Origin of the sequence: Bradyrhizobium sp. NAS96.2 (assembly GCF_001908235.1) — a bacterium.
In the GTDB taxonomy this organism is placed as follows: Bacteria; Pseudomonadota; Alphaproteobacteria; order Rhizobiales; family Xanthobacteraceae; genus Bradyrhizobium.
In genome coordinates, this window is record NZ_LGHK01000194.1 from 38,379 (window position 1) to 60,133 (window position 21,755).

Here is a 21,755-nt window from a genome sequence, read left to right on the forward strand (position 1 = left end):
TCTCGTCTTGACGCGCTTTCTTGACGCGAACCGGGATCCACTTCGCTGGAAAACGCTCTAGCGGCATCAGTGGTATCCGTGCCCGGGACGCACCTTGCCGCGGAACACCCAATAGGCCCAGGCGGTGTAGCCGAGGATCAGCGGCACCAGGATCGAGACCCCGACCAGCATGAAGATCTGGCTGTTGGCCGGCGCCGCCGCCTGCCAGATCGTGATGCTCTGCGGCACGATGTACGGATACATGCTGATGCCGAGCCCGGCATAGGACAGCACGAACAGCCCCAGCGTCAGGAAGAACGGCTGGTGGTCGTTCTTGCTGCCGAGCGCGCGCAGCAGCAGCGCGGTGACGGCGGCGACCGCGATCGGCACCGGCGCGGTGAGGATGATGTTGGGCCAGGCGAACCAGCGCTGGGTGTACTGTACGGCCAGGAACGGCGTGGCGATGCTGACGGCGCCGATCGCGCACAGCATCGCGACCAGCAAGATCCAGCTCAGCTGATAGGCGCGGTCGCGCAAATCGCCCTCGGTCTTCATCACCAGCCAGGTCGCGCCGAGCAGCGCATAGCCGATCACCAGCGCGAAGCCGGTCAGCACGCTGAACGGCGTCAGCCAATCCCACCAGCCGCCGGCATAGTGGCGTCCCTCGACATGGATGCCCTGCAGGATGGCGCCGAGCGCGATTCCCTGCGCCAGCGTGGCGACCAGCGAGCCTCCGGTGAAGGCGAGATCCCATTTGTTGCGCGCCTTCTGGGTCCGCCAGCGGAATTCGAAGGCGACGCCGCGGAACACGAGGCCGAGCAGCATCGCGATCATGGGCGTATAGAGCGCCGGCATCAGCACCGCATAGGCCAGCGGAAACGCCGCCATCATGCCGCCGCCACCCAGCACCAGCCAGGTCTCGTTGCCGTCCCACACCGGAGCCACCGTATTCATGATGACGTCGCGATCGGCCTTTTGCGGAAACAGCGGAAACAGGATGCCGAGGCCGAGGTCGAAGCCGTCCATCACGACATAGACGAACACGGCAAAGGCGATGATGAAGGCCCAGATGATGGCGAGATCGATCATCGCACGGCCTCCACAGCTGCAGCACCCGCGGCCGGCGTGATGCCGGCGGCGCGGGCGGGGAGATCCTTGGTCGGGCCCAACTCGCCGGGATGCGGCGGCTGCGCCATCAGGCGCAGGATGTAGATCACGCCCGCGGTGAACACGGCGAAATAGACGATGATGAAGGCGATCAGCGAGGAGCCCACGGCGGGCGCCGCCAGCGGCGATGCCGAATCCGTCGTGCGCAGCAGCCCGTAGACCGTGAACGGTTGCCGCCCGGTCTCCGTGGTGATCCAGCCGGCGAGCACCGCGATGAAGCCGGCCGGGCCCATCAGCACCGCGAAGCGATGCAGAAGTTGTGACTGGTACATCATGCCGCGCCAGCGCATCAGCAGGCTGAACAGGCCGAGCCCCATGATCAGGAAGCCGAGCCCGACCATGATGCGGAACGCCCAGAAGGTGATCGGCACCGGCGGCCAGTTCTCGCGCGGCACGGTGTCGAGGCCGGCGAGCGGCGCGTCGAGCGAGTGCTTCAGGATCAACGACGACAGCTTCGGCACCTCGATCGCGTATTTCACCTTGGCATCTTTTTGGTCGGGCCAGCCGAACAGGATCAGCGGCGCGCCGTCCTTGTGGCTCTGGAAGTGGCCTTCCATCGCCATCACCTTGGCGGGCTGGTGCTCCAGCGTGTTGAGGCCGTGCTGGTCGCCGGCGAGGATCTGGATCGGCGCCACCAGGGTTGCCATCCACATCGCCATCGAGAACATCACGCGCGCACCGGCCAGATGCTGGTCGCGCAGCAGGTGCCAGGCGCCGACCGCGCCGACCACCAGCGAGGTGGTGAGGTAGGCCGCCAGCACCATGTGCACGAGGCGATAGGGAAACGAGGGATTGAAGATCACCTTGAGCCAGTCGGCTGCGACGAACTGGCCGTCGGCATTGACCGCATGGCCGGTCGGCGTCTGCATCCAGGAATTGGCCGACAGGATCCAGAACGCGGAGATCAGCGTGCCGATCGCGACCATCAGGGTCGCGAGGAAATGCAGCCTCGGGCCGACGCGCGACAGCCCGAACAGCATCACGCCGAGGAAGCCGGCCTCGAGGAAGAACGCGGTCAACACCTCATAGGCCATCATCGGGCCGATCACCGGCCCGGTCTTGTCGGCAAAGGACGACCAGTTGGTGCCGAATTGGTAGGACATCACGATGCCCGAGACCACGCCCATGCCGAATGCGACCGCGAAGATCTTCAGCCAGTAATTGAACAGGTTGATGAAGACTTCGCGCTTGGTGATGAGCCACAGCGCTTCCAGCACCGCGAGATAGCTCGCAAGCCCGATCGAGAATGCGGGAAATACGATGTGGAACGACATCGTGAAAGCGAATTGCGCGCGGGCGAGCACGACCGCATCCCAGCCTTCGAACATGATCCACCACCTGTCGTCGACCTGTGCTGGACCTTAGCACGTCAGGTGTGACGACAAAGAGGGCGGATTGTCCAACTAAACCGGATTGAGTTTTGGTTGAATCGGCTTGGCGCGGTCTCGGTTCACCTCTCCCCATTGGGGAGAGGTCGGATTGCGCCTGGCGATGCGAAGCATCGTCCAGTGCAATCCGGGTGAGGGCTCTTGCTCTCTCGATAGACCGCAACCCCTCACCCGATTTGCTGCGCAAATCGACCTCTCCCAAGGGAGAGGTGAGCTTTCGACGCCGTTCCAGCTCGACCCAAGCTCAACAGGCACTAGCTGTTGGCGTTGAGCAGCCGGGCGACGGTGCGGTCGATCTCCTCGTACTGCCCCTCGCCGGCATGCTGGAAGACGATCTTGCCGTTTTGGTCGATGATGTATTGCGCCGGCCAATACTGGTTGCCGTAGGCGTTCCAGGTCTGCGAATTGTTGTCCTGCGCCACCGGATAGAGGATGCCGTGCCGCTTCAGCGCCGCCTGCACGTTGGAAGCCGAATGCTCGAACGGGAATTCCGGGGTGTGGACCCCGATCACGACGAGGCCGCGATCCCGATACTTTGAATAAAGCTGGGTGACGTGCGGCAGCGTGTTGACGCAGTTGACGCAGCCATAGGTCCAGAAATCCACCACCACGACCTTGCCGCGCAGGTCCGCCAGCTTCAGCGGCTGCGAATTGAACCAGTTGCTGATCCCGGCGAACTCGGGCGCGGTCTGGCTCTGTCCGGTGGTCATGGCAACTGCCCGCGGCACCGGCTGCGCCGGCGCGTCGGACTCGGTGCAGAGGCCGGGGATCACGGCGCCGCCGAGGCCAAGGCCGGCAACCAGTGCGGATACAGCAATCAAGCGCAGGGACATCGATACCTCCTTGTAAGCTCACAGGCCGATCTGGCCGTTGGGATAGAACTGGGTCAGCCACGCCACGATCAGCGTGTCGTATTGCAGGTAGGACAGCGCGGCGAAGGCGATGATCACGACGCCGAAGCCCTGCTGCAGCCGCGGCGCGATCCGCGCCATGCTGCGCACGCGGGTGGTGACGGCCTGCCCGCCATAGGCAATGGCAAGCATCGGGATCGCGGCGCCGATCGCGTAGGTGACGAGCTGCAGGCTCGCCCACGCGGTATCCTTCGAGGTCGCGACGATGGTCAGGATCGAGCCGAGCACCGGACCGGCGCACGGCGTCCACACCAGGCCGAGCGTGCTGCCGAGCACGAAGCCGCCGAACAGGCTTTGCGATGGCGCAGCCTGTCCGACGCTGCCGGCGGCACCCGTCAACCGGATCGCCAGCCATTCGAACGGCGCCGGCCAGATCATCAACAGGCCGAAGCCCGCGAGCAGGACGGCCGCGCCGGTCCGCAGCAAATTGGGATCGAAATCGAAGGCGCGCGTGATCGCACTCAGCAGCAATGCCACCGCAGAGAATGACATCACGAAGCCGAGCGCGATCATCGCAGGCCGCGCCTTGCCGGTCTGGCCTATCGATACCCCAAGTAGAATCGGCAGCATCGGCAGGGTGCAAGGGGCAGCGACGGTGGCGACACCGGCAAGCAGGGCCAGGGTAAGAGCAGGGGCAAGGCTGAGCATCGTCGTCCGTCCATCAGAAGTCCCGGCGCGCCAAAGGGCCGTGCCGGGTACACCTGATGTTCTTCGCGATGAGAGTTCGGCCGTTACGGTGGAGCGATCGCAGGCGCCGTCACGTCTGTGTGAGATGGCGCGCGCTTGGCCTCACGACCTCGCGCCAAAAACAGAGCGACCCGGCGGGGGGCATCCCGGCCGGGTCGTTGGAGGTTACTTGGGAGGTTAGAACTAGGGAGGTATCGAAACTGGTCCGGTGAATTGGGGTTGGGGTTGCGTCGTTGGATATCAGTATAGAGATCGCGTTTTTCCGGGTGATGTCGTCGATTGTTTCAATTGTTTCGTCGCCGAACTTTTTTGGCTTCGTGGACAATTGCCCGGGTTCCTTGAACTCCTCCTAAATATCTGAATTTGCTTTACTTTAAGCCGCGACGCTGTCCACGCCGGCGCCCCTCAGGAGGTCGGCGAGCTGCTTGCGGGCATAGAACATGCGGGTCTTCACCGTGCTCTGCGGGATACCGATGATCTGGCCGGCCTCCTCGACCGACTTCTCATGGTAGTAGACCAGGTTGATGATCTCGCGGTGGGCCGGCGACAGCTTGGCCACGCAGGCGCGCAGGATCTCGCTGGTGGTGGCGCGATCGAGCGAGGTTTCCGGCGTGTCGGCGCCGTCGGCGATCTCCAGCACGTCTTCCTGGTCGATGTCCTCGTGCTTGCGCTGGCGCAGCGCGGTCAGCGCCTTGAAGCGGGCGATCGACAGCAGCCAGGTCGAGACCTGCGAGCGGCCCTCGAACTGGGCCGCGGTGCGCCAGACGTCCAGGAACACCTGGCTGACCAGGTCCTCGGCCATCGTGGTGTCGCGCACCATGCGGAGCACGAAGCGGTAAACCCGGACGTTGTGACGGGCATAGAGCGTGTGCATCGAGGTGCGGTTATTCTTGGCGATACGCGCGAGCAGCGTTTCATCCGAGGTCGCGCGAGCAGCATCGATATGCTTCGTGGCTGCAGAGTTGATGGCGATGACGTTCGGCATGACAGGCTCCCAGTTCGCCGTTGGGCGGCGGTTCGTTGGGAGAAACGTTAGTTACGGCCCGTTTCCGGATGTCTGCGCGAAAGACGGAAAATGGTTTCGTGACCGGGAGAATTGTTTCGTCGCTGCCCTGGCGACGAAACATTCGGGACCAAAAAGCCAATCATTTCAACGCACGGAAAATTGGAGTGCCCGGAATCGTCCCGTGGGAACGATTCCGGGCCATGACTTTTGGCACTGTCGGGGCTTATTCGGCGGCCTGCAAAGCGGGCGTTGCCTTTTTCGGGGCAATCCAGAATGCATCGGGCCGCTCGAACAGGAAATTGGCCCGGACCGCCAGCGCCAGCCGCCAGATCAGCAGCGCGCCGGCGACGCCGACCGCGGTCACGATCAGCGAGACCAGGCCGATGTCGGGGATGACATCGAACCGCAGCAGAGCCGTGCGTGTCGCGGCCATCGGCAGGAAAAAGGCGAGGTAGATCACGATCGAGTGCTCGCCGCAGAAGCGCAGGAAGCCGAGCCAGTGCGTCCGTGCCAGCAGCGTGCCGGTCACGATGATCGCGCAGGCGCCGGCAAAGCCGAGCGCCAGCGAGACGATCGGCCACTCACTGATATCGAGCGCAACCAGGCCGCCATTGATCAGTGCCCAGAGCCCAAGCCCGAGCAGTGCAACCGCAGGTCGCGAGCGTGCACGGTCCGACAGCGCGAACACATGATCGGCCAGGACATAGCCGGTGTAGAAATAGACGAAGCGGGCGCTGAACTCGTCGATCACGTACCAGCCGGTCGTGACATGCGCCGATTCCAATGCCGCCGCGATCAGCCAGATGATGAGCGGGTGGACGTTGCGGGTCAGCTTGGTGACGACGAAGAAGATCGGCAGCAGATAGATGAACCAGAGCGTGCCGAACGGCTGGACGAAGGAGGTGAGGTACTGCAGCCCAACTTCGGCCCAGCCCGCCTCGGCAGCCAGCGACGGCGCCTTGAAGCCGAACTGGATCGTCACCCACAGCACGTAGAAGTAGGCGAAGTGCATCACCTTGCGGTCGAGATAGGTGCGCCAGTCGCGATCGATCACCACCGACAGGAACAGTCCCGAGATCAGGAAGAAGTCCGGCATCCGGAACGGTTTGGCGAACATCACGACATAATGCATGAAGCCGGTCTGCTCGGCGGCCTTCTCGACCCCCAGCACCGAATGCATCATCACGACCATGATGATGCAGATGCCCTTGGCATAGTCGACCCAATCGACGCGCGCGCTCGCGTTCCCAAGCGATCGATCAAGTGATCGATCAAGGGAACGATCTGTTGCAGCGGCTGTGCCGTTTGTGGTCATCCTTGTCCCGTTTCGGCGTAATCGGCCCTATCATCGGCCCGATCGGTTGCTTTCTCCTTTATCAGTACAAAGGCTGTGCCAGCGAACCTGGGCCCTGTCCCCGGTTCCCTGGATCAGGCGAATGGTCTAAGAGGCCAAGAATCCGAAAGGACTCCTAAAAGAATCCGACGTTCGTTAACCACAGGACGCAAGGCTGGCCGAGCGCCGTGGCCTGCGATGAGACTCCTTGCCGCACCAATTCGACAGCCCGCTGCCGATCGACGCCGTGCTCGACGAGCTCGACCGCACGCTCGACCGCCACAATGCCGCAGTGCTGGTCGCGCCGCCCGGCGCCGGCAAGACCACGCGCGTGCCGCTGGCGCTGCTCGATGCACCCTGGGCGAGGGGCAAGAAGATCATCGTGCTGGAGCCGCGCCGCATCGCCGCGCGCGCCAGCGCCGAGCGGATGGCGAAGACGCTTCGTGAGCGTCCCGGCGAGACCGTCGGCTATCGCGTCCGCTTCGGCTCGAAGGTGTCGCGCGCGACGCGGATCGAGGTTGTCACCGAGGGCATCTTCTCGCGCCAGATCCTCGACGATCCCGAGCTCAACGGCGTCGCCGCGGTGCTGTTCGATGAATTCCACGAGCGCTCGCTCGATGCCGATCTCGGGCTGGCGCTGGCGCGCGACGCGCAGACCGGCCTGCGCGAGGACCTGCGCATCCTCGTGATGTCGGCAACGCTCGATGGCGCGCGTGTCGCAAAGCTGCTCGGCGATGCGCCTGTGGTCGAGAGCGAAGGCCGCGCCTTTCCGGTCGAGACCCGTTACGTCGGCCGCAAGGTCGATGCGCCGGTGGAGCGGCAGATGGCCGAGTCGATCGCGACTGCGCTGCGCGCCGACGCCGGCTCGGTGCTTGCCTTCCTGCCGGGCGCGGCCGAAATCCGCCGCACGCAAACGTTCCTCGCCGAGCGCGTGCATGACGCCTCGGTCGAGATCGTGCCGCTGTTCGGCGCACTCGATGCCACTGTGCAGGATCGCGCCATCGCACCGGCGCCGAAGGGGATTCGCAAGGTGGTGCTGGCGACTTCGATCGCCGAGACCTCGCTGACCATCGAGGGCGTGCGCATCGTGGTCGATTCGGGCCTCGCGCGGGTGCCGCGCTACGAGCCGGATATCGCACTGACCCGGCTCGAGACGGTGCGGGCCTCGCGCGCTGCGGTCGATCAGCGGCGCGGCCGTGCCGGCCGTACCGAGCCCGGCGTCTGCTACCGGCTCTGGGACGAGCCGCAGACCGCATCACTGCCGGCCTATACCGCGCCCGAGATTCTCTCTGCCGATCTGTCCTCGCTGGTGCTCGACCTCGCGCAATGGGGCGTCAGCGATCCCTCAGGCCTTGCCTTCCTCGACCCGCCGCCGGGACCGGCACTGAAGGAAGCGCGATCGCTGCTGTCAGAACTCGGCGCGCTCGATGGCGATGGCCGCATCACCGAGGAAGGCAAGAGCCTGCGCGCGCTGGCACTGCCGCCGCGGCTGGCACGCATGATCGTGGATTCCGCGCGCTTCGGTATGGGTGAGGAGGCGGCCGAGATCGCCGCTGTGCTGACCGAGCGCGGGCTCGGCGGCGACAGCGTCGATCTCGACGTCCGGCTCGACCAGTTCCGCCGCGACCGCTCGCAGCGCGCATCGAGCGCGCGCAGCATGGCCGCGCGCTGGGCCTCGCAGGTGGAGAGGTCAGAGACTCGCTCTTCTCCCTCCCCCCTCGTGGGGGAGGGCCGGGGAGGGGGGCCCACAAAGGGATTGTCTCTCGATAGCGATCTATCCACCGGCGTCATGCTGGCCTTCGCATTCCCGGATCGCGTCGCGAAGAACCGCGGCAATGGCAGCTTCGTGCTGGCCAATGGCCGCGGCGCCGCCGTCGAGCAGACCGCCGCGCTGGCGCGGCTGCCCACTATCGCGGTCGCCGAATTGACCGGCACGGCGGCGAGCGGCCGCATCCTGCTGGCGGCGCCGATCACCCAGGACGAGATCGAGCAACGCTTTGCCGACCAGATCGAGAATGTCGAGGAGGTGACGTTCGACCGCGGCGCGATGGCGCTGCGCGCGCGCCGCCGGCGTTCGCTGCATGCGATCACCCTGTCGGAGGCGCCGATGCCGCTCAAGCCATCGGCCGAGACCGCGCGGGTGTTCGCCGACGGCCTGATCGCGGCCGGGCTCGACCGCCTGCCCTGGTCGAAGCACTCGAAACAGTGGCGCGACCGCGTCATGTTCCTGCGCAAGGCCGAGGATGACAGCTGGCCTGACCTGTCGGACACTGCGCTCGCCGCACGCGCCGACGATTGGCTGGTGCCTGCGCTCTACGACAAGACGGCGCTGAAAGACCTGTCGGCCGGCGACCTGTCGGATGCGCTGATGGCGTTGCTGCCGTGGGAATTGCGTGCGCGGCTCGATCGCGAGGCGCCGACGCATTTCGAAGCGCCGACCGGAACGCAGCTTGCGATCGACTACGAGGCCGAGCAGGGCCCGACCATTGCCGTCAGATTGCAGGAGCTGTTCGGGCTCAACACCCATCCCTCGATCGCCAAGGGCGCGGTGCCGCTGGTGCTGGAACTGCTGTCGCCGGCGCAGCGGCCGGTGCAGGTGACGCGCGATCTGCCCGGCTTCTGGCGCGGCAGCTACGCCGCGGTGCGTTCCGACCTGCGCGGCCGCTACCCGCGCCATCCCTGGCCGGAAGATCCCGCCAGCGCAATGCCGACCAGGCGCGTGAAGCCGCGCGGCACGTGACGGATCACGAATTTCATGCCACCCCGTCATTGCGAGGAGCGATAGCGACGAAGCAATCCATGGCTCCGCGGGCGCGGAGGGATGGATTGCTTCGCTTCGCTCGCAATGACGGGGCATAGATTCGCGCCATCCGCGGCGGAGCGCTGGCAAGTGTCCGCCAACAGTGGTTAGATTTGCGGGCTGGGATGGGATCACGGGCTCGCAATTGGGGACGCCGCCATGGAGATCAAGAACGCATCGCCGTCGCTGTACAATGAAGACCTGGCGCCGGCCAGGGAACGCAACTGGGGCGCCTTCAGCATCTTCAACGTCTGGACCTCCGACGTCCACAGCCTCTGGGGCTATTATCTTGCCGCCAGCCTGTTCCTGCTCTGCGGCAGCTTCGTCAACTTCATCCTCGCGATCGGCATCGGCTCGCTGGTGATCTTCGTGCTGATGAGCCTGATCGGCAATGCCGGGGTGAGGACCGGCGTCCCCTATCCGGTGCTGGCGCGAGCCTCGTTCGGGGTGTGGGGCGCCAACATCCCGGCGCTGGTGCGCGCCATCGTCGCCTGCTTCTGGTACGGCGCACAGACCGCGGCCGCCTCGGGCGCGATCGTCGCGCTCTTGACCCGCATCGACAGCTTCAAGGCGTTCCACCAGTCGAGCCACATGCTCGGCCATTCCACGCTCGAGGTGATCTGCTTTGTCGTGATCTGGGCATTGCAGCTTTTGATCATCCAGCGCGGCATGGAGACGGTGCGCCGTTTCCAGGACTGGGCGGGACCTGCGGTGTGGCTGATGATGGTGATCCTTGCGATCTATCTCTGCATCGCGGCCGGCGGCATCTCGCTCACCGCGCCGATCCCGCAGGACGTGCTGCTGGAGAAGACCAAGGAGGCCGGCGTCCCCGGCGTGCCCGGCTCTTTCCCGGCGCTCTGCGCCGTTGCTGCGACCTGGATCACCTATTTCGCGGCGCTCTATCTCAACTTCTGCGACTTCTCGCGCTATGCGCCCGACGTGCAGGCGCTGCGCAAGGGCAATATCTGGGGCCTGCCGGTCAATCTGATCCTGTTCTCGCTGGTGGCCGGCGTCACCACGATCGCGGCGTTCAACGTCTATCACGAGGTGCTGCTGCATCCCGACCAGGTCTCGGCGAAGTTCGACAGCTGGTTCCTGGCGCTGCTCGCCGCGGTCACCTTCGCGGTGGCAACGCTCGGCATCAACGTGGTCGCCAATTTCGTCTCGCCGGCGTTCGATTTCTCGAACGTGTTTCCGCGCCAGATCGACTTCAAGAAGGGCGGCTACATCGCGGCGCTGATCGCGCTGGCGCTGTATCCGTTCGCGCCCTGGGAGGGCAGCGCCGCCTCGTTCGTCGGGTTGATCGGCGCGACCATGGGGCCGATCTTCGGGATCATGATGGTCGACTATTATCTGATCGCGAAGGGCCGCGTGAACGTGCCGGCGCTGTACCAGGAGGACGGCGAATATCGCTTCCAGAACGGCTGGAACGTCAGCGCGCTGATCGCGGCCGTGGTCGGTGCCCTGTTCTCGTCGGTGCTGCCGAATCTCACCTCGATCCTGCCGTCCTGGTGGGCGGTCTATGGCTGGTTCTTCGGCGTCGGGATCGCCGGCGCGGTCTATTACGCGCTGCGCGTTGCGATGCCGAGCCCGGTCGCCAGAACCGCCTGACGGGCCGTTTAAGAGCCGGCAAATTCGATCCGGGCAGGGCGGCCGATATGATTCGGCCGCTTCAGCGCGTGCGCATTAACCCTTCGCTCATCCTTTTCGCCAAAATGGCATGCTCGCGCTGCCGCCCTCGCTCGCGGCGGGGCGCCCGGCGTGGTGAAATTGCGTGTTCGGTTTTCCGAGTATGGTGTCATGCGTAACCTGATGATTTTCGCGGCCATCCTGATCGGGCTGGGCACCTTCATGGCCCAGATGGCCAGCAAGATGTCGCCCGCCGCCGCGACCACCGCAAAGCAGAGCATCGCCCCCGCCGTCACGGTGGCGCAGGCCAGCGCCCGCACGCTCAGCATTTCGCCCGATCCGCGCGGTCATTTCGCGACCGACGGCCGGATCGACGGCCAGCGCATCAACTTCATGGTCGACACCGGCGCCTCCGTGGTCGCCCTGAACGAAACTTCGGCCGCGCGCTTCGGGCTGCGCCCGGTGCCGGGCGATTACACCTCGCGCGTCACCACCGCCAACGGCACCATCAAGGCCGCGCGTGCCCATATCGCCATGATCGAGATCGGCGGCCTCATTGTGCGCGACGTCGACGCGCTGGTGCTGCCGGACGAGGCGCTGTCGGAGAATCTGCTCGGCCTGTCGTTCCTCTCGAAGCTTAAGCGCTTCGAATACGCCAACGGCAAATTGTTGCTGGAGCAATAAATCTGGCCATTTCCGGGATTTCTGTGGCGCCCCGGTCGCCGCCATTTCTGCCGTAATTGTCGGCCACCAGCCCCCGTCCTACCTTTCGCTCGGCCGGCGCATTCGCTAAAGGCTGCGGCGACGTCTTTCCGTATGCGACCATAAGGCCGACCCATGTTTCCCAAGCCGAAATCCGTGCTGGTCCCGAACACCTATGCCTTCGAATCCGAGCCGATGGTGAAGCCGACCGGGTTTCGCGAATACGACGCGCGCTGGCTGTTCAACAAGGAAATCAACCTGATGGGCGTGCAGGCGCTGGGCATGGGGCTCGGCGCGCTGATTGCGGAGCTTGGCGTCAGCCAAGAGATCGTCACTGGGCACGATTTCCGCGGCTATTCCGCCTCGATCAAATACGCGCTGATCTCGGGCCTGATGGCGGCGGGCTGCAAGGTGCATGACATCGGGCTCGCGGTGACGCCGATGGCCTATTTCGCGCAGTTCGATCTCGACGTGCCCTGTGTCGCGATGGTCACCGCCTCGCACAACGACAATGGCTGGACCGGCGTCAAGATGGGCGCCAACCGTCCGCTCACCTTCGGCCCCGACGAGATGACGCGGCTGAAGCAGATCGTGCTCAATGCCGCATTCAACAACAAGGCCGGCGGCTCCTACCAGTTTCACGAGAACTATCCGGCGCGCTACATCGCCGACCTCACCAACCGTCCGAAGCTGAAGCGCAAGCTGAAGGTGGTGGCCGCCTGCGGCAACGGCACCGCGGGCGCGTTCGCGCCGCAGGTGCTGGAGGCGATCGGCTGCGAGGTGATCCCGCTCGACACCGAGCTCGATCACACCTTCCCGAAATACAATCCGAATCCGGAAGACATGGAGATGCTGCACGCGATCCGCGACGCGGTGCTGGCGCACAAGGCCGATGTCGGGCTCGGCTTCGACGGCGACGGCGACCGCTGCGGCGTGGTCGACAACACCGGCGAGGAGATATTTGCCGACAAGGTCGGCGTCATGCTGGCGCGCGACATGTCGGCGATCAACGCCAACGCGCAGTTCGTCGTCGACGTGAAGTCGACCGGGCTGTTCGTGACCGATCCTGTCTTGCAGAAGCAGGGCGCCAACACGGTCTACTGGAAGACCGGGCATTCCTACATGAAGCGCCGCACCAACGAGCTCGGCGCGCTCGCCGGCTTCGAGAAGTCCGGCCACTTCTTCTTCAACAAGCCGTTCGGCCGCGGCTATGACGACGGTCTGGTGTCGGCGATCGCGATCTGCGAGATGCTCGACCGCGCCCCCGGCAAGTCGATGGCCGATCTGAAGGACGCGCTGCCGAAGACCTGGTCGTCGCCGACCATGTCGCCGCATTGCGCCGACGAGGCCAAATACGGCGTGGTCGATGCCGTGGTGAAGCACTTCGAGACGCTGCAGCAGAGCGGCGGCAAGGTCGCCGGCCAGAACATCCGCGATCTCGTCACCGTCAACGGCGTGCGCGTCACGGTCGAGGACGGCAGCTGGGGCCTGGTGCGCGCATCCTCGAACAAGCCGGAGCTCGTTGTCGTGGTCGAAAGCCCGGTCAGCGAGCAGCGCATGCGCGACATGTTCGAGGCGATGGATTCGGTGCTGCGCACGCATCCCGAGGTCGGCGAATACAATCAGAAGATTTGAGGGCGAGGCTCGCCCCGAGCAAACTGTCATCACCCGGCTTGACCGGGTGCGCCGCGGCCTCTCGATCGAAAATGACTGCCTCTGGAATACTGGATCGCCCGGTCCCGTCTTCGCCAAGGCTTCGACGAGGCCATGAGTCCCTGGCGCGCCGAAGCTTTAGCGGAGGCGGCGAGCCGGGCGATGACAGCGAGGCTGGTCGCCGATCTCGCCTTCCTCACGCCGCCCGCAGCGAGGCGAGGAAGCGGTCCAGCTCGGTCTTCAGCCACTCCGACTGCGAGGTCAGGCCGTTTGCCGCATCGAGCAGTTGCGCGGTGGCGCCGCCGGCCTGTTCGGAGGCGCGGTTGACGTTGAGGATGCCCTTGTTGACGTCGCGCGTGCGATCGGCGGCCTGCTGCAAATTGCTGGAGATCTCGCGGGTCGCAGCGCCCTGCTGTTCGACGGCGGCGGCGATCTGGCCGGAGACGTGGTCGATTTCCGCGATGGTGGTGCCGATGGTCCCGATCGCGCTGACGGCCGCGCCGGTCGCGTTCTGGATGTCCTGGATCTGAACCGAGATCTCCTCGGTCGCCTTGGCGGTCTGGTTGGCCAGCGCCTTGACCTCGCTCGCCACCACCGCAAATCCGCGGCCATGCTCGCCGGCGCGCGCCGCTTCGATGGTTGCGTTCAGGGCGAGCAGGTTGGTCTGGCTGGCGATGCTCTGGATCAAGGTCACCACCTCGCCGATCTTCTGCGTACCGGCGGCAAGTCCCTGGACCACGCTGTTGGTGCGGCGCGCCTCGTCGGCAGCCTTGGCGGCGATCTTCGCCGAGCGCGTCACCTGCTCGGCGATGCTGTTGATCGAGGCCGTCAGCTCCTCAGTCGCGGACGCCACGGTCTCGACGTTGCTCGACGCCAGCGTCGATGCGGAGGCCGCGGCGGTGGCCTGGCGCATGGTTTCCGCGTTGCTGCCGTTCATCGTTGCCGACAGGCCCTGCATCGCGTTCGCCGCCACCGCGACGGCTTCGACGACCTCGCCGATCTTGCGCTCGAAGCCGGCAGCGAGCTCGCGCCGCGCGGCATCACGATTCTGCTTGGCCCGTTCGGCCTCGATGCGTTCGGCATTGGCGCGGGCTTCGGCGGCAACGGCGGCCTCGGCTTCGGCCGCCTTCTGCGCCGACGTCCTGAACAGCTCGGCGAGCGTGTGCGCGAGCCAGATCAGTACGCCGGCCTCGATCAGGAGGATCACGGCGTGGAGAACGACGCGGCCGAAATCGGCGCCGCCGGGATAGATCGCGGCCGGCAGGATGAAGTTCAGCGTCAAATGATGCAGGGCAACCGCCGCGGTGCCGGCGACGATCGGCCGGTAGTCGCAATAGGCGACCAGGCACGCCAGCGCGGCGAAGAAGTACATGTGCATGTCGACTTGCCAGCGGTGGCCGGCGAACTGGTAAACCAGCATCGACACGCCACCCATCAAGGCCACGGCGACGATCAGGCGCGTTGAAACGCCGTTCCCCGACATGCGCCACGAGGTCGTCGCGACGAGCGCCATCGCGGCCATGAAGCCGGCCGGGATCAGCCAGTCGGTGTGTAACGTCAATCCGACGATCACTGCGATCGGAACGTGCAGCCAGAGCACCACGAGCAGGATCTTGCTGGCCGTCTCGCGCAGCGTGGCCATCTCATCGCCTTCGAAGGTCATTCCCAACCCCCAGATTGTCGTCCGCCTTGAAGCAGCCGGCGATCGCCTGCGGCTCCATGGTCAGCAGCGCGCCCGCCTCGTACAGCCGGCGCAACCCGCCATCGCGGTCAGGCCGCACCACCAGCAGGGCCGGAATAGCGGTCATTCGAACGATCGACGCATTGGCGGAAGCGGCGGCCAGCAGCGCGCGTTCGGCGCGCCACCATGGCGGAAACGCCACGGCCACCACCTCAGTGCCCGCACGCGCCTGCAACGACAGCATCGCGGTCGCGATCCAGCTCGCGATCAGCAATGCAGCCGCGCCCAGCCATGCGGGCCGTCGACTCGCTGGGGTGATCTCCCCCGGCACCATCGCAGCATAATACCGCCGCCGGGGCTAACTTCCGGTAAATGCCGTGCGCAGGCGAACTACCTGGGGGCGTATCGACGATCGTATGAGGTTGTGCGGCGGCCGTTACGCCGCGGGCACCGGCAGCGCCGTCACCGACTTGATCTTCTCCATCGCAAAGCGCGAGGTGACGTTCTTCAGCGGCACGGCCGAGATCAGCTTCTTGTAGAATACGTCATAGGCCTGCATGTCCGCGACCACGACGCGCAGCATGTAGTCGACGTCGCCGGCCATCCGGTAGAATTCCATCACCTCGGGCATCGCGCTGACGGCGTCGGCGAATTTGCGCAGCCAGGCTTCCGAGTGGTCGGCGCTCTCGACCGAGACGAACACCGAGATCCCGAGCCCGATCTTGTTCTGATCGACCAGCGCCACGCGGCGCAGGATCACGCCATCGGCCTCGAGCCGCTGGATGCGCTTCCAGCACGGCGTCGACGACAGCCCGACCCGGTCGCCGATTTCGGCGACGGAGAGCGAGGCATCCTCCTGCAACACGGTCAGGATCTTGCGATCGATGGCGTCGAGGCGGCGGCTGTTGTCATGAAGCTGAATGGCGACATCGGTCATAGAAGAAAGTTCCACATGAAGGTTCAAACTCCCTCATATAGAGAAAAATCTTCCAAATCAAGCGGGTCGTAACCGGTCAGGCTGGCCGGGCGTCGGCGTGTTCGCCCAAAAACGCTTCAACTTCAGTACGTTGCGGTGCGGCATAAGCGCCGCCGAAGCGGGTGCATTTCAGTGCCGCAGCCGCGGACGCAAAGCGCAGCGCCTGCCGCAGCTCCTGCTTCTCGGTGATGGCGAGGGCAAACGCCCCGTGGAAGACGTCGCCGGCCCCGAGCGTGTCGACGGTATGGACCGGGAAGGCCGGGCTCTCCTCGAGCTCGCCCTGCTCGTTGAGAAAGATCGTGCCCTTCGGGCCGCGGGTGCCGGCCAGGAAGGAGGGGGTGAGCTTGGCGAGCTTGTGCAGCGCCTGGCCGTCGTCGGTGACGTCGGCGGTCTCCTGCAGCGGCTCGCTGGAAAACACCAGATGCGAGGAGGCGGTGAGCAGCCCTTCCCGCATCGACATCGCGCGGTCGACGTCGACCACCACGGGAATGCCGCGCCGCACAGCCTCGGCGCACAGCTCGGTGCAGAACGGCGCGCAGCGGCTCTCGGTCAGGATCGCCGCGCAATCCTCCAGCAACAGCTCGGTCGGCGGCAGCTTGACCTTCCAGAGCTCGGGATCGCGGAACGTGACGATGGTGCGCTCGCCGGTGTCGTCGATCATGATCGCCGAGATCGGGGTGACCAGGTCCGGCATGTGGATCAGATGGTTGGTCTCGATGCCTTCCTCGGCCAGCTTGTCGAAAATGTAGCGGCTCGAAGTCTCCCGCGAATCGCCCATCGGCCCGCAGATCGAGGCGCGGCCGCCCAACCGGACGATGCCGATCGCGGCGTTCAGCGCGTTGCCGCCGCAGATCTCGTCGAAATGCGTCGCATTCTCCTTGGAGCCGCGCGCCGGAACGTTGACGCGGAAGGTCAGGTCGCGCACCGGCAGGCCAATGCAGAGGATGCGGGGCGGGACTTTCGGGGCGCCGTCTTGAAAATTCATGCAGGGATCCGTCCCAATGGTTCCGTCAACTGGCTCAACCTGTGTCCAGTCTAATCGGCAGAACGATGTCCGGTTCCCGCTATTGGTCCAACGGATTCCGGTGGTGCACCCAGCGGCCGAGCAAATGATGGGCAATCGCGAACGGATGCGGGCCGGCGAGGCCGTCGGGGTGCTGGCGCTTGAGCATCAGCGTCGCCTCGGCGTGGTCGAACCAGCGCGCATCTTCGAGCTCGGTGCGGTCGACCACGATGTCCTCGTTGGTCGCGCGCGCGGTGCAGCCGATCATCAGCGATGACGGGTAGGGCCAGGGCTGCGTCATGTAATAATTGACGTCGGTGCAGCGGATGCCGCTTTCCTCGAAAATCTCGCGCCGCACCGCATCCTCGATGGTTTCGGCGGCCTCGACGAAGCCGGCGAGGCAGGAATACATCCCGGGCATGAACTGCTTCTGGCGGCCGAGCAGCACCTTGTCGCCCGACGTGACCAGCATGATCACGACCGGATCGGTGCGCGGAAAATGCTCGGCCTTGCAGCTCGGGCATTCGCGCTTCCAACCGCCGTCCCGCATCGCCGTGCGGGTGCCGCAGTTCGGACAGAAGCCGTGGCGCTGATGCCAGGTCACCATCGACTTCGCCATCGCGATCGCCGAGAGCTGCTCCGGCGGCACCACGCCCTGCATCGCCATGCCGCGCAATTCGGTGATCGCAACGTCGGCGCGCCCGACCAGCTTCTCGGCCGCCTGCGGCGCGATCCCCATGCCGAAGATCGGCGCGCTATCGCGCAAGCCTAAGAAGATCGTGCCGGGATTGGCGCCGTAGCTGCGGGCCTCCTCCAGCGAGAGCAGCGCGCGGGCCCCGCCTTCCTCCTGCTTCACGACCAGCGAGTCGCGATAGATCACATAGGCGCGGGCTTCGCGGTGGCCCTCCAGCGCGAACAGCTTCTCGTCATTGCTGCGCAGATGCGCGGCGCGGTCCAGCACATGGGTGACGAAGGCCGGCTGGCCGAGCGGAAATGAATCGAATGCGGACATTGAATCTCAACCCAACCAGATCTTGCGGCGAAGCGCGCTGATGAAATTCTGCACTTCCTCGGCGTCATGCGCCAGCGGCGGCATCACGCCCCAAACGGGACGCGGCCATGCAGCGTCGCTGGTACGGCGCGCGATGATATGGACGTGAAGCTGCGGGACGAGGTTGCCGAGGGCTGCGACATTCAGCTTGTCGCATTTGGTGACCTCTTTCAGGGCCCGCGAGACGCGGGTGATCTCGGTCATCAGCTGCGCCTGCTCGACCTCGTCGAGGTCGATGATCTCGACCGCGCCGTCGCGCCGGGGCACCAGCAGCAGCCAGGGATAATGCGCATCCTTGATGACGAGCACCTTGCACAGCGGCAGGTCGCCGATGTCGATGGTGTCTTTCTTGAGCTGCGAATGCAGCGACCAGTTGGAGGCGGGCATGGGGGGCAAATAATGCCTTTCCGTGTTCCCAGACAAGCCCCGCAAAGCCAAGCCCTACAAAGCCGGTCAGGCCGCTTGCTTTCCGGCGCTTTTGGCCCCAAATAGGGACCGGGAGATTGGCGGTGGACGAGCCACTCGCCAACCGGGTCAGGTCCGGAAGGAAGCAGCCCTAACGAGGTCCGGATCGGGTCGCTCGTCAGTCTCCTACCTGTTTTTTCCGAGCGAATCGCGCTGGAATGGCGGTTTCCGCGCCCGGCGCTCGATTTCGGCTCCCATCCGCACGCCGGCTGCAAGAGACCCTTAAGTTGCGGATCGACGCATGAATGACGCTGGCGCCCCCTCCCAACCGCCCGACGGCGAAGGCCAGAGTGGCTTCGATCTCGGCAGCGCGCCTGATACCGCCAAGCCGTACCGCGTTCTCGCCCGCAAATACCGCCCCTCCAGCTTCGAGGACCTGATCGGCCAGGAGGCCATGGTCCGCACCGTCTCGAATGCGTTCGAAACCGGGCGAATTCCGCAGGCCTGGATCCTCACCGGCGTCCGCGGGGTCGGCAAGACCACCACCGCGCGCATCCTCGCCCGTGCCTTGAACTATGCCAAGCCGGACGGTTCGGTGAAGGGGCCGACCATCCACATGCCCGACCTCGGCGTGCACTGCCAGGCGATCATGGAAAGCCGGCACATGGACGTGCTGGAGATGGACGCCGCGTCCCACACCGGCGTCGACGATGTCCGCCAGATCAATGACAGCGTTCGCTATGCGCCGGCCAGCGCGCGCTACAAGGTCTACATCATCGACGAAGTCCACATGCTGTCGACGGCGGCCTTCAACGCCTTCCTGAAGACGCTGGAGGAGCCGCCGGAGCACGCCAAGTTCGTGTTCGCCACCACCGAAATCCGCAAGGTTCCGATCACGGTGCTGTCGCGCTGCCAGCGCTTCGATCTGCGCCGCGTCGAGGCCGACGTGCTGATGAAGCATCTCGGCAATATCGCGGCCAAGGAAGGCGTCGAGGTCGAGCCCGAGGCGCTCGGCATCATCGCGCGTGCCGCCGAGGGATCGGTGCGCGATTCGCTGTCGCTGTTCGACCAGGCGATCGCGCATGCCGCCGGGAATGTGAAGGCCGACGCGGTCAGGCAGATGCTCGGCCTTGCCGACCGCACCCGTGTGATCGACCTGTTCGATTCGCTGGCGCGCGGCGATCTCGCCGCCGCCTTCACCGAATTCCGCGCGCAGTATGATGTCGGCGCCGATCCGGTCGTGGTGCTGTCGGACCTTGCCGAGTTCGTCAATTTCGTCACCCGCGTGAAGGCGATTCCGGCAACGGCCGACAATGTCGCGTTCGGCGAGACCGAGCGGGTGCGTGCGCGCGAGTTCGCCGCAAAGCTCTCGATGCGGGTGCTGTCGCGGATGTGGCAGATGCTGCTCAAGGGCATCGCCGAGGTGCAGACCGCGACGCGCCCGGCGGCTGCCGCCGAGATGGTGCTGGTGCGGATCGCCTATGTCGCCGACCTGCCGACGCCGGATGAAGCGATCCGGATGATCGAGCAGAATGGCGGCGGCGCGGCGCCCGCGACGTCAGGCTCCGCCGCCTCGTCACCGTCACGCGGTGCGCCGGCTTCGGCGATGTCGGCAATGCCGTCGGCCCCGGTGCGCGCGCCGCAGGCTTCCCCGCGCGCCGATCTCGCCGCGCGTCCGCAGATGGCGGCACCGGTCGCCGATGCTGCACCGACGCTTCGGATCACGAGCTTTCCGCAGCTGATCGCGCTCGCCGGCGAGAAGCGCGACATCATGACCAAGAGCGCGCTGGAGGCCGATGTGCGGCTGGTGCGCATCGAGGACGGCCAGCTCGAGATCGCACTGGAGCCGAAGGCGCAGCGCGCGCTCGTCACCGACCTGTCGCGCAAGCTCGAACTGTGGACCGGGCGGCGCTGGACCGTGATCATCTCCAACGAGGCCGGCCAGCCCACGGTGCGTTCGCAGAACGAACTGGCGCGCAGCGAGCACCAGCGCGCCGCGGAGGCCGATCCGCGGGTGCAGGAGGTGCTGGCGCGCTTTCCCGGCACCAAGGTGATCGAGGTCCGCCGCCTCGCCGCCGAGGTTCCGGTGGCGGATGCGACCGGCGAAGACCCGATTGAAACTTCCGACAGCGACGACGATTGATCTGATTACAGGAGCGCACGCATGGCTGATTTTCTCGGCATGATGAAGCAGGCAGCGCAGCTGCAATCCAAGATGCAGGAGATGCAGGAGCAACTCGGCAATGTCGAGGTCGAGGGCATTTCCGGCGGCGGCCTGGTCAGTGTGCGCATGACCGCGAAGATGGAAGTGAAGGGCATCAAGATCGATCCGTCGCTGATGAAGCCGGAGGAGCGCGAGGTGCTCGAGGACCTGCTCGTCACCGCGCATGGCGATGCCCGCCGCAAGGCCGAGACGGCGATGCAGGAGAAGATGATGGCGCTGACCGGCGGGCTCGGCCTGCCGCCGGGATTTGGTTCGACCTAGAGCGCAGCGAGATCGAGATGAATCATCATCGCTCTTTAGTGAGCATGGCCTTTTCGGAAAACCGCTTCGCACTTTTCCGGGTCATGCTCTAATGGCTGCAAGCGTTGCCGGTCCCGAGATTGAACGCCTGATCCAGTTGCTGGCGCGGCTGCCGGGCTTAGGTCCCCGTTCGGCGCGGCGCGCGGCACTGCATCTGATCAAGAAGCGCGAAGCCCTGATGACGCCGCTGACCGCGGCGCTGCAGGTTGCGATCGACAAGATCCAGGTCTGCAAGACCTGCGGAAACATCGATACACAAAACCCCTGTACGGTGTGCACCGATCCGCGCCGCGATCCCTCGATCATCGTCGTGGTCGCCGATGTCGCCGATCTCTGGGCGCTGGAACGCGCCAATGCAACCAATGGCCGCTATCACGTGCTCGGCGCAACGCTGTCGCCGCTCGACGGCGTCGGTCCGCAGGATCTCACCATCGACCAGCTGGTGGCGCGCGCGCACGCGCCCGAGGTCAGCGAGATCATTCTCGCTTTGAATGCGACCGTCGATGGCCAGACCACCGCGCATTACATCACCGACCTGTTGGCGGACGCCAATGTGCGGGTGACGCGGCTGGCGCATGGCGTGCCGGTCGGCGGAGAGCTTGATTACCTCGACGAAGGTACGCTATCGGCTGCGATGCGGCAGCGGACGCTGTTCTAGAGCATGATCCGGAAAAATGCGAAGCGGTTTTCCGAAAAGATCATGCTCAAACAAAGAGCTAAGGCGCGATGACGATTCAACCTAATCTCATCGCGCCGTAGCGCACGCTCGAAGGCCAGACGCGGCAGCGTTTGCAAGCGATCAGTCACAAGTCGAAAAGATCGCGCTTAAACAAAATGATAGGGTGGATGACGATTCGGGG

General features: G+C 65.3%; 19 protein-coding genes and 1 other RNA gene. 8 read left to right on the forward strand and 12 right to left on the reverse strand.

All coding sequences use genetic code 11. The features are described 5' to 3' along the window. Positions 1-66: 66 nt before the first annotated feature. The 6 genes from cydB to AC628_RS33380 all read right to left on the reverse strand — a co-directional run bounded on the left by cydB (position 67) and on the right by AC628_RS33380 (position 6,453). Positions 67-1,068 carry a cytochrome d ubiquinol oxidase subunit II gene (gene cydB / locus AC628_RS33355; RefSeq protein WP_074130970.1) on the reverse strand — a complete coding sequence of 334 codons (1,002 nt, stop codon included), beginning with the start codon at positions 1,066-1,068 and terminating at the stop codon, positions 67-69. Then, positions 1,065-2,474 (reverse strand): cytochrome ubiquinol oxidase subunit I, encoded by a 1,410-nt coding sequence (locus AC628_RS33360; RefSeq protein ID WP_074130971.1) that lies wholly within the window; start codon positions 2,472-2,474, stop codon positions 1,065-1,067. Before AC628_RS33360 ends, cydB begins: the two co-directional genes overlap by 4 nt. Positions 2,475-2,788: 314 nt before the next feature. Continuing rightward, positions 2,789-3,367, reverse strand: coding sequence for a thioredoxin family protein (locus tag AC628_RS33365; protein ID WP_074130972.1), 579 nt, complete (start codon positions 3,365-3,367; stop codon positions 2,789-2,791). A gap of 18 nt (positions 3,368-3,385) precedes the next feature. Next, complete coding sequence (locus AC628_RS33370; RefSeq protein ID WP_074130973.1) at positions 3,386-4,093, reverse strand: cytochrome c biogenesis CcdA family protein; 708 nt, start codon at positions 4,091-4,093, stop codon at positions 3,386-3,388. A 412-nt stretch (positions 4,094-4,505) separates the two neighbouring features. Then, the gene (locus AC628_RS33375; RefSeq protein ID WP_074130974.1) at positions 4,506-5,117 is read right to left on the reverse strand and encodes a sigma-70 family RNA polymerase sigma factor; all 612 of its coding nucleotides are present in this window, start codon (positions 5,115-5,117) and stop codon (positions 4,506-4,508) included. Between the two features lie 244 nt (positions 5,118-5,361). Further along, positions 5,362-6,453 carry an acyltransferase family protein gene (locus tag AC628_RS33380; protein WP_074130975.1) on the reverse strand — a complete coding sequence of 364 codons (1,092 nt, stop codon included), beginning with the start codon at positions 6,451-6,453 and terminating at the stop codon, positions 5,362-5,364. Positions 6,454-6,679: 226 nt separating this feature from the next. On the opposite strand from AC628_RS33380, the gene hrpB reads away from it, so the two are divergent. From hrpB to AC628_RS33400, 4 genes are all read left to right on the forward strand, one after another. Further along, positions 6,680-9,211, forward strand: a complete 2,532-nt coding sequence (gene hrpB / locus AC628_RS33385) for an ATP-dependent helicase HrpB (protein WP_074130976.1) — start codon at positions 6,680-6,682, stop codon at positions 9,209-9,211. Between the two features lie 219 nt (positions 9,212-9,430). Continuing rightward, positions 9,431-10,882: an NCS1 family nucleobase:cation symporter-1 gene (locus AC628_RS33390; RefSeq protein ID WP_074130977.1), complete on the forward strand. Its 1,452-nt coding sequence runs from the start codon at positions 9,431-9,433 to the stop codon at positions 10,880-10,882. Between the two features lie 189 nt (positions 10,883-11,071). After that, positions 11,072-11,584: a TIGR02281 family clan AA aspartic protease gene (locus AC628_RS33395; RefSeq protein ID WP_143201934.1), complete on the forward strand. Its 513-nt coding sequence runs from the start codon at positions 11,072-11,074 to the stop codon at positions 11,582-11,584. Positions 11,585-11,737: 153 nt separating this feature from the next. After that, positions 11,738-13,237, forward strand: coding sequence for a phosphomannomutase/phosphoglucomutase (locus AC628_RS33400; RefSeq protein ID WP_074130978.1), 1,500 nt, complete (start codon positions 11,738-11,740; stop codon positions 13,235-13,237). A 214-nt stretch (positions 13,238-13,451) separates the two neighbouring features. On the opposite strand, the gene AC628_RS33405 is transcribed toward AC628_RS33400, so the two are convergent. From AC628_RS33405 to AC628_RS33430, 6 genes are all read right to left on the reverse strand, one after another. Further along, on the reverse strand, positions 13,452-14,918 hold the full coding sequence (locus tag AC628_RS33405; RefSeq protein ID WP_074130979.1) for a methyl-accepting chemotaxis protein: 1,467 nt from the start codon (positions 14,916-14,918) through the stop codon (positions 13,452-13,454). Continuing rightward, a complete protein-coding gene (locus AC628_RS33410) occupies positions 14,899-15,210 on the reverse strand; it encodes a hypothetical protein (RefSeq protein ID WP_245321461.1) in 312 nt (103 codons plus the stop codon). The genes AC628_RS33405 and AC628_RS33410 overlap by 20 nt, the downstream gene beginning before the upstream one ends. A 162-nt stretch (positions 15,211-15,372) precedes the next feature. Then, positions 15,373-15,873: an Lrp/AsnC family transcriptional regulator gene (locus AC628_RS33415; RefSeq protein ID WP_016848075.1), complete on the reverse strand. Its 501-nt coding sequence runs from the start codon at positions 15,871-15,873 to the stop codon at positions 15,373-15,375. A gap of 76 nt (positions 15,874-15,949) precedes the next feature. Beyond that, positions 15,950-16,897, reverse strand: coding sequence for a sugar kinase (locus AC628_RS33420; RefSeq protein ID WP_074130981.1), 948 nt, complete (start codon positions 16,895-16,897; stop codon positions 15,950-15,952). A 79-nt stretch (positions 16,898-16,976) separates the two neighbouring features. Further along, complete coding sequence (nudC, locus tag AC628_RS33425) at positions 16,977-17,927, reverse strand: NAD(+) diphosphatase (protein WP_074130982.1); 951 nt, start codon at positions 17,925-17,927, stop codon at positions 16,977-16,979. Between the two features lie 6 nt (positions 17,928-17,933). Further along, a complete protein-coding gene (locus AC628_RS33430; RefSeq protein ID WP_050419929.1) occupies positions 17,934-18,353 on the reverse strand; it encodes an HIT domain-containing protein in 420 nt (139 codons plus the stop codon). 111 nt (positions 18,354-18,464) lie between these two features. Here AC628_RS33430 and ffs point away from each other — a divergent pair. The 4 genes from ffs (at position 18,465) to recR (ending at position 21,553) form a co-directional block, all read left to right on the forward strand. Beyond that, an RNA gene (gene ffs, locus AC628_RS33435) (signal recognition particle sRNA small type) lies at positions 18,465-18,561 on the forward strand. Positions 18,562-18,672: 111 nt separating this feature from the next. Further along, positions 18,673-20,514, forward strand: a complete 1,842-nt coding sequence (locus AC628_RS33440; protein ID WP_074130983.1) for a DNA polymerase III subunit gamma/tau — start codon at positions 18,673-18,675, stop codon at positions 20,512-20,514. Between the two features lie 21 nt (positions 20,515-20,535). Next, positions 20,536-20,856 (forward strand): YbaB/EbfC family nucleoid-associated protein, encoded by a 321-nt coding sequence (locus tag AC628_RS33445; protein ID WP_074130984.1) that lies wholly within the window; start codon positions 20,536-20,538, stop codon positions 20,854-20,856. A 91-nt stretch (positions 20,857-20,947) separates the two neighbouring features. Beyond that, complete coding sequence (gene recR, locus AC628_RS33450; RefSeq protein ID WP_074130985.1) at positions 20,948-21,553, forward strand: recombination mediator RecR; 606 nt, start codon at positions 20,948-20,950, stop codon at positions 21,551-21,553. The last annotated feature ends 202 nt before the right edge of the window (positions 21,554-21,755 follow it).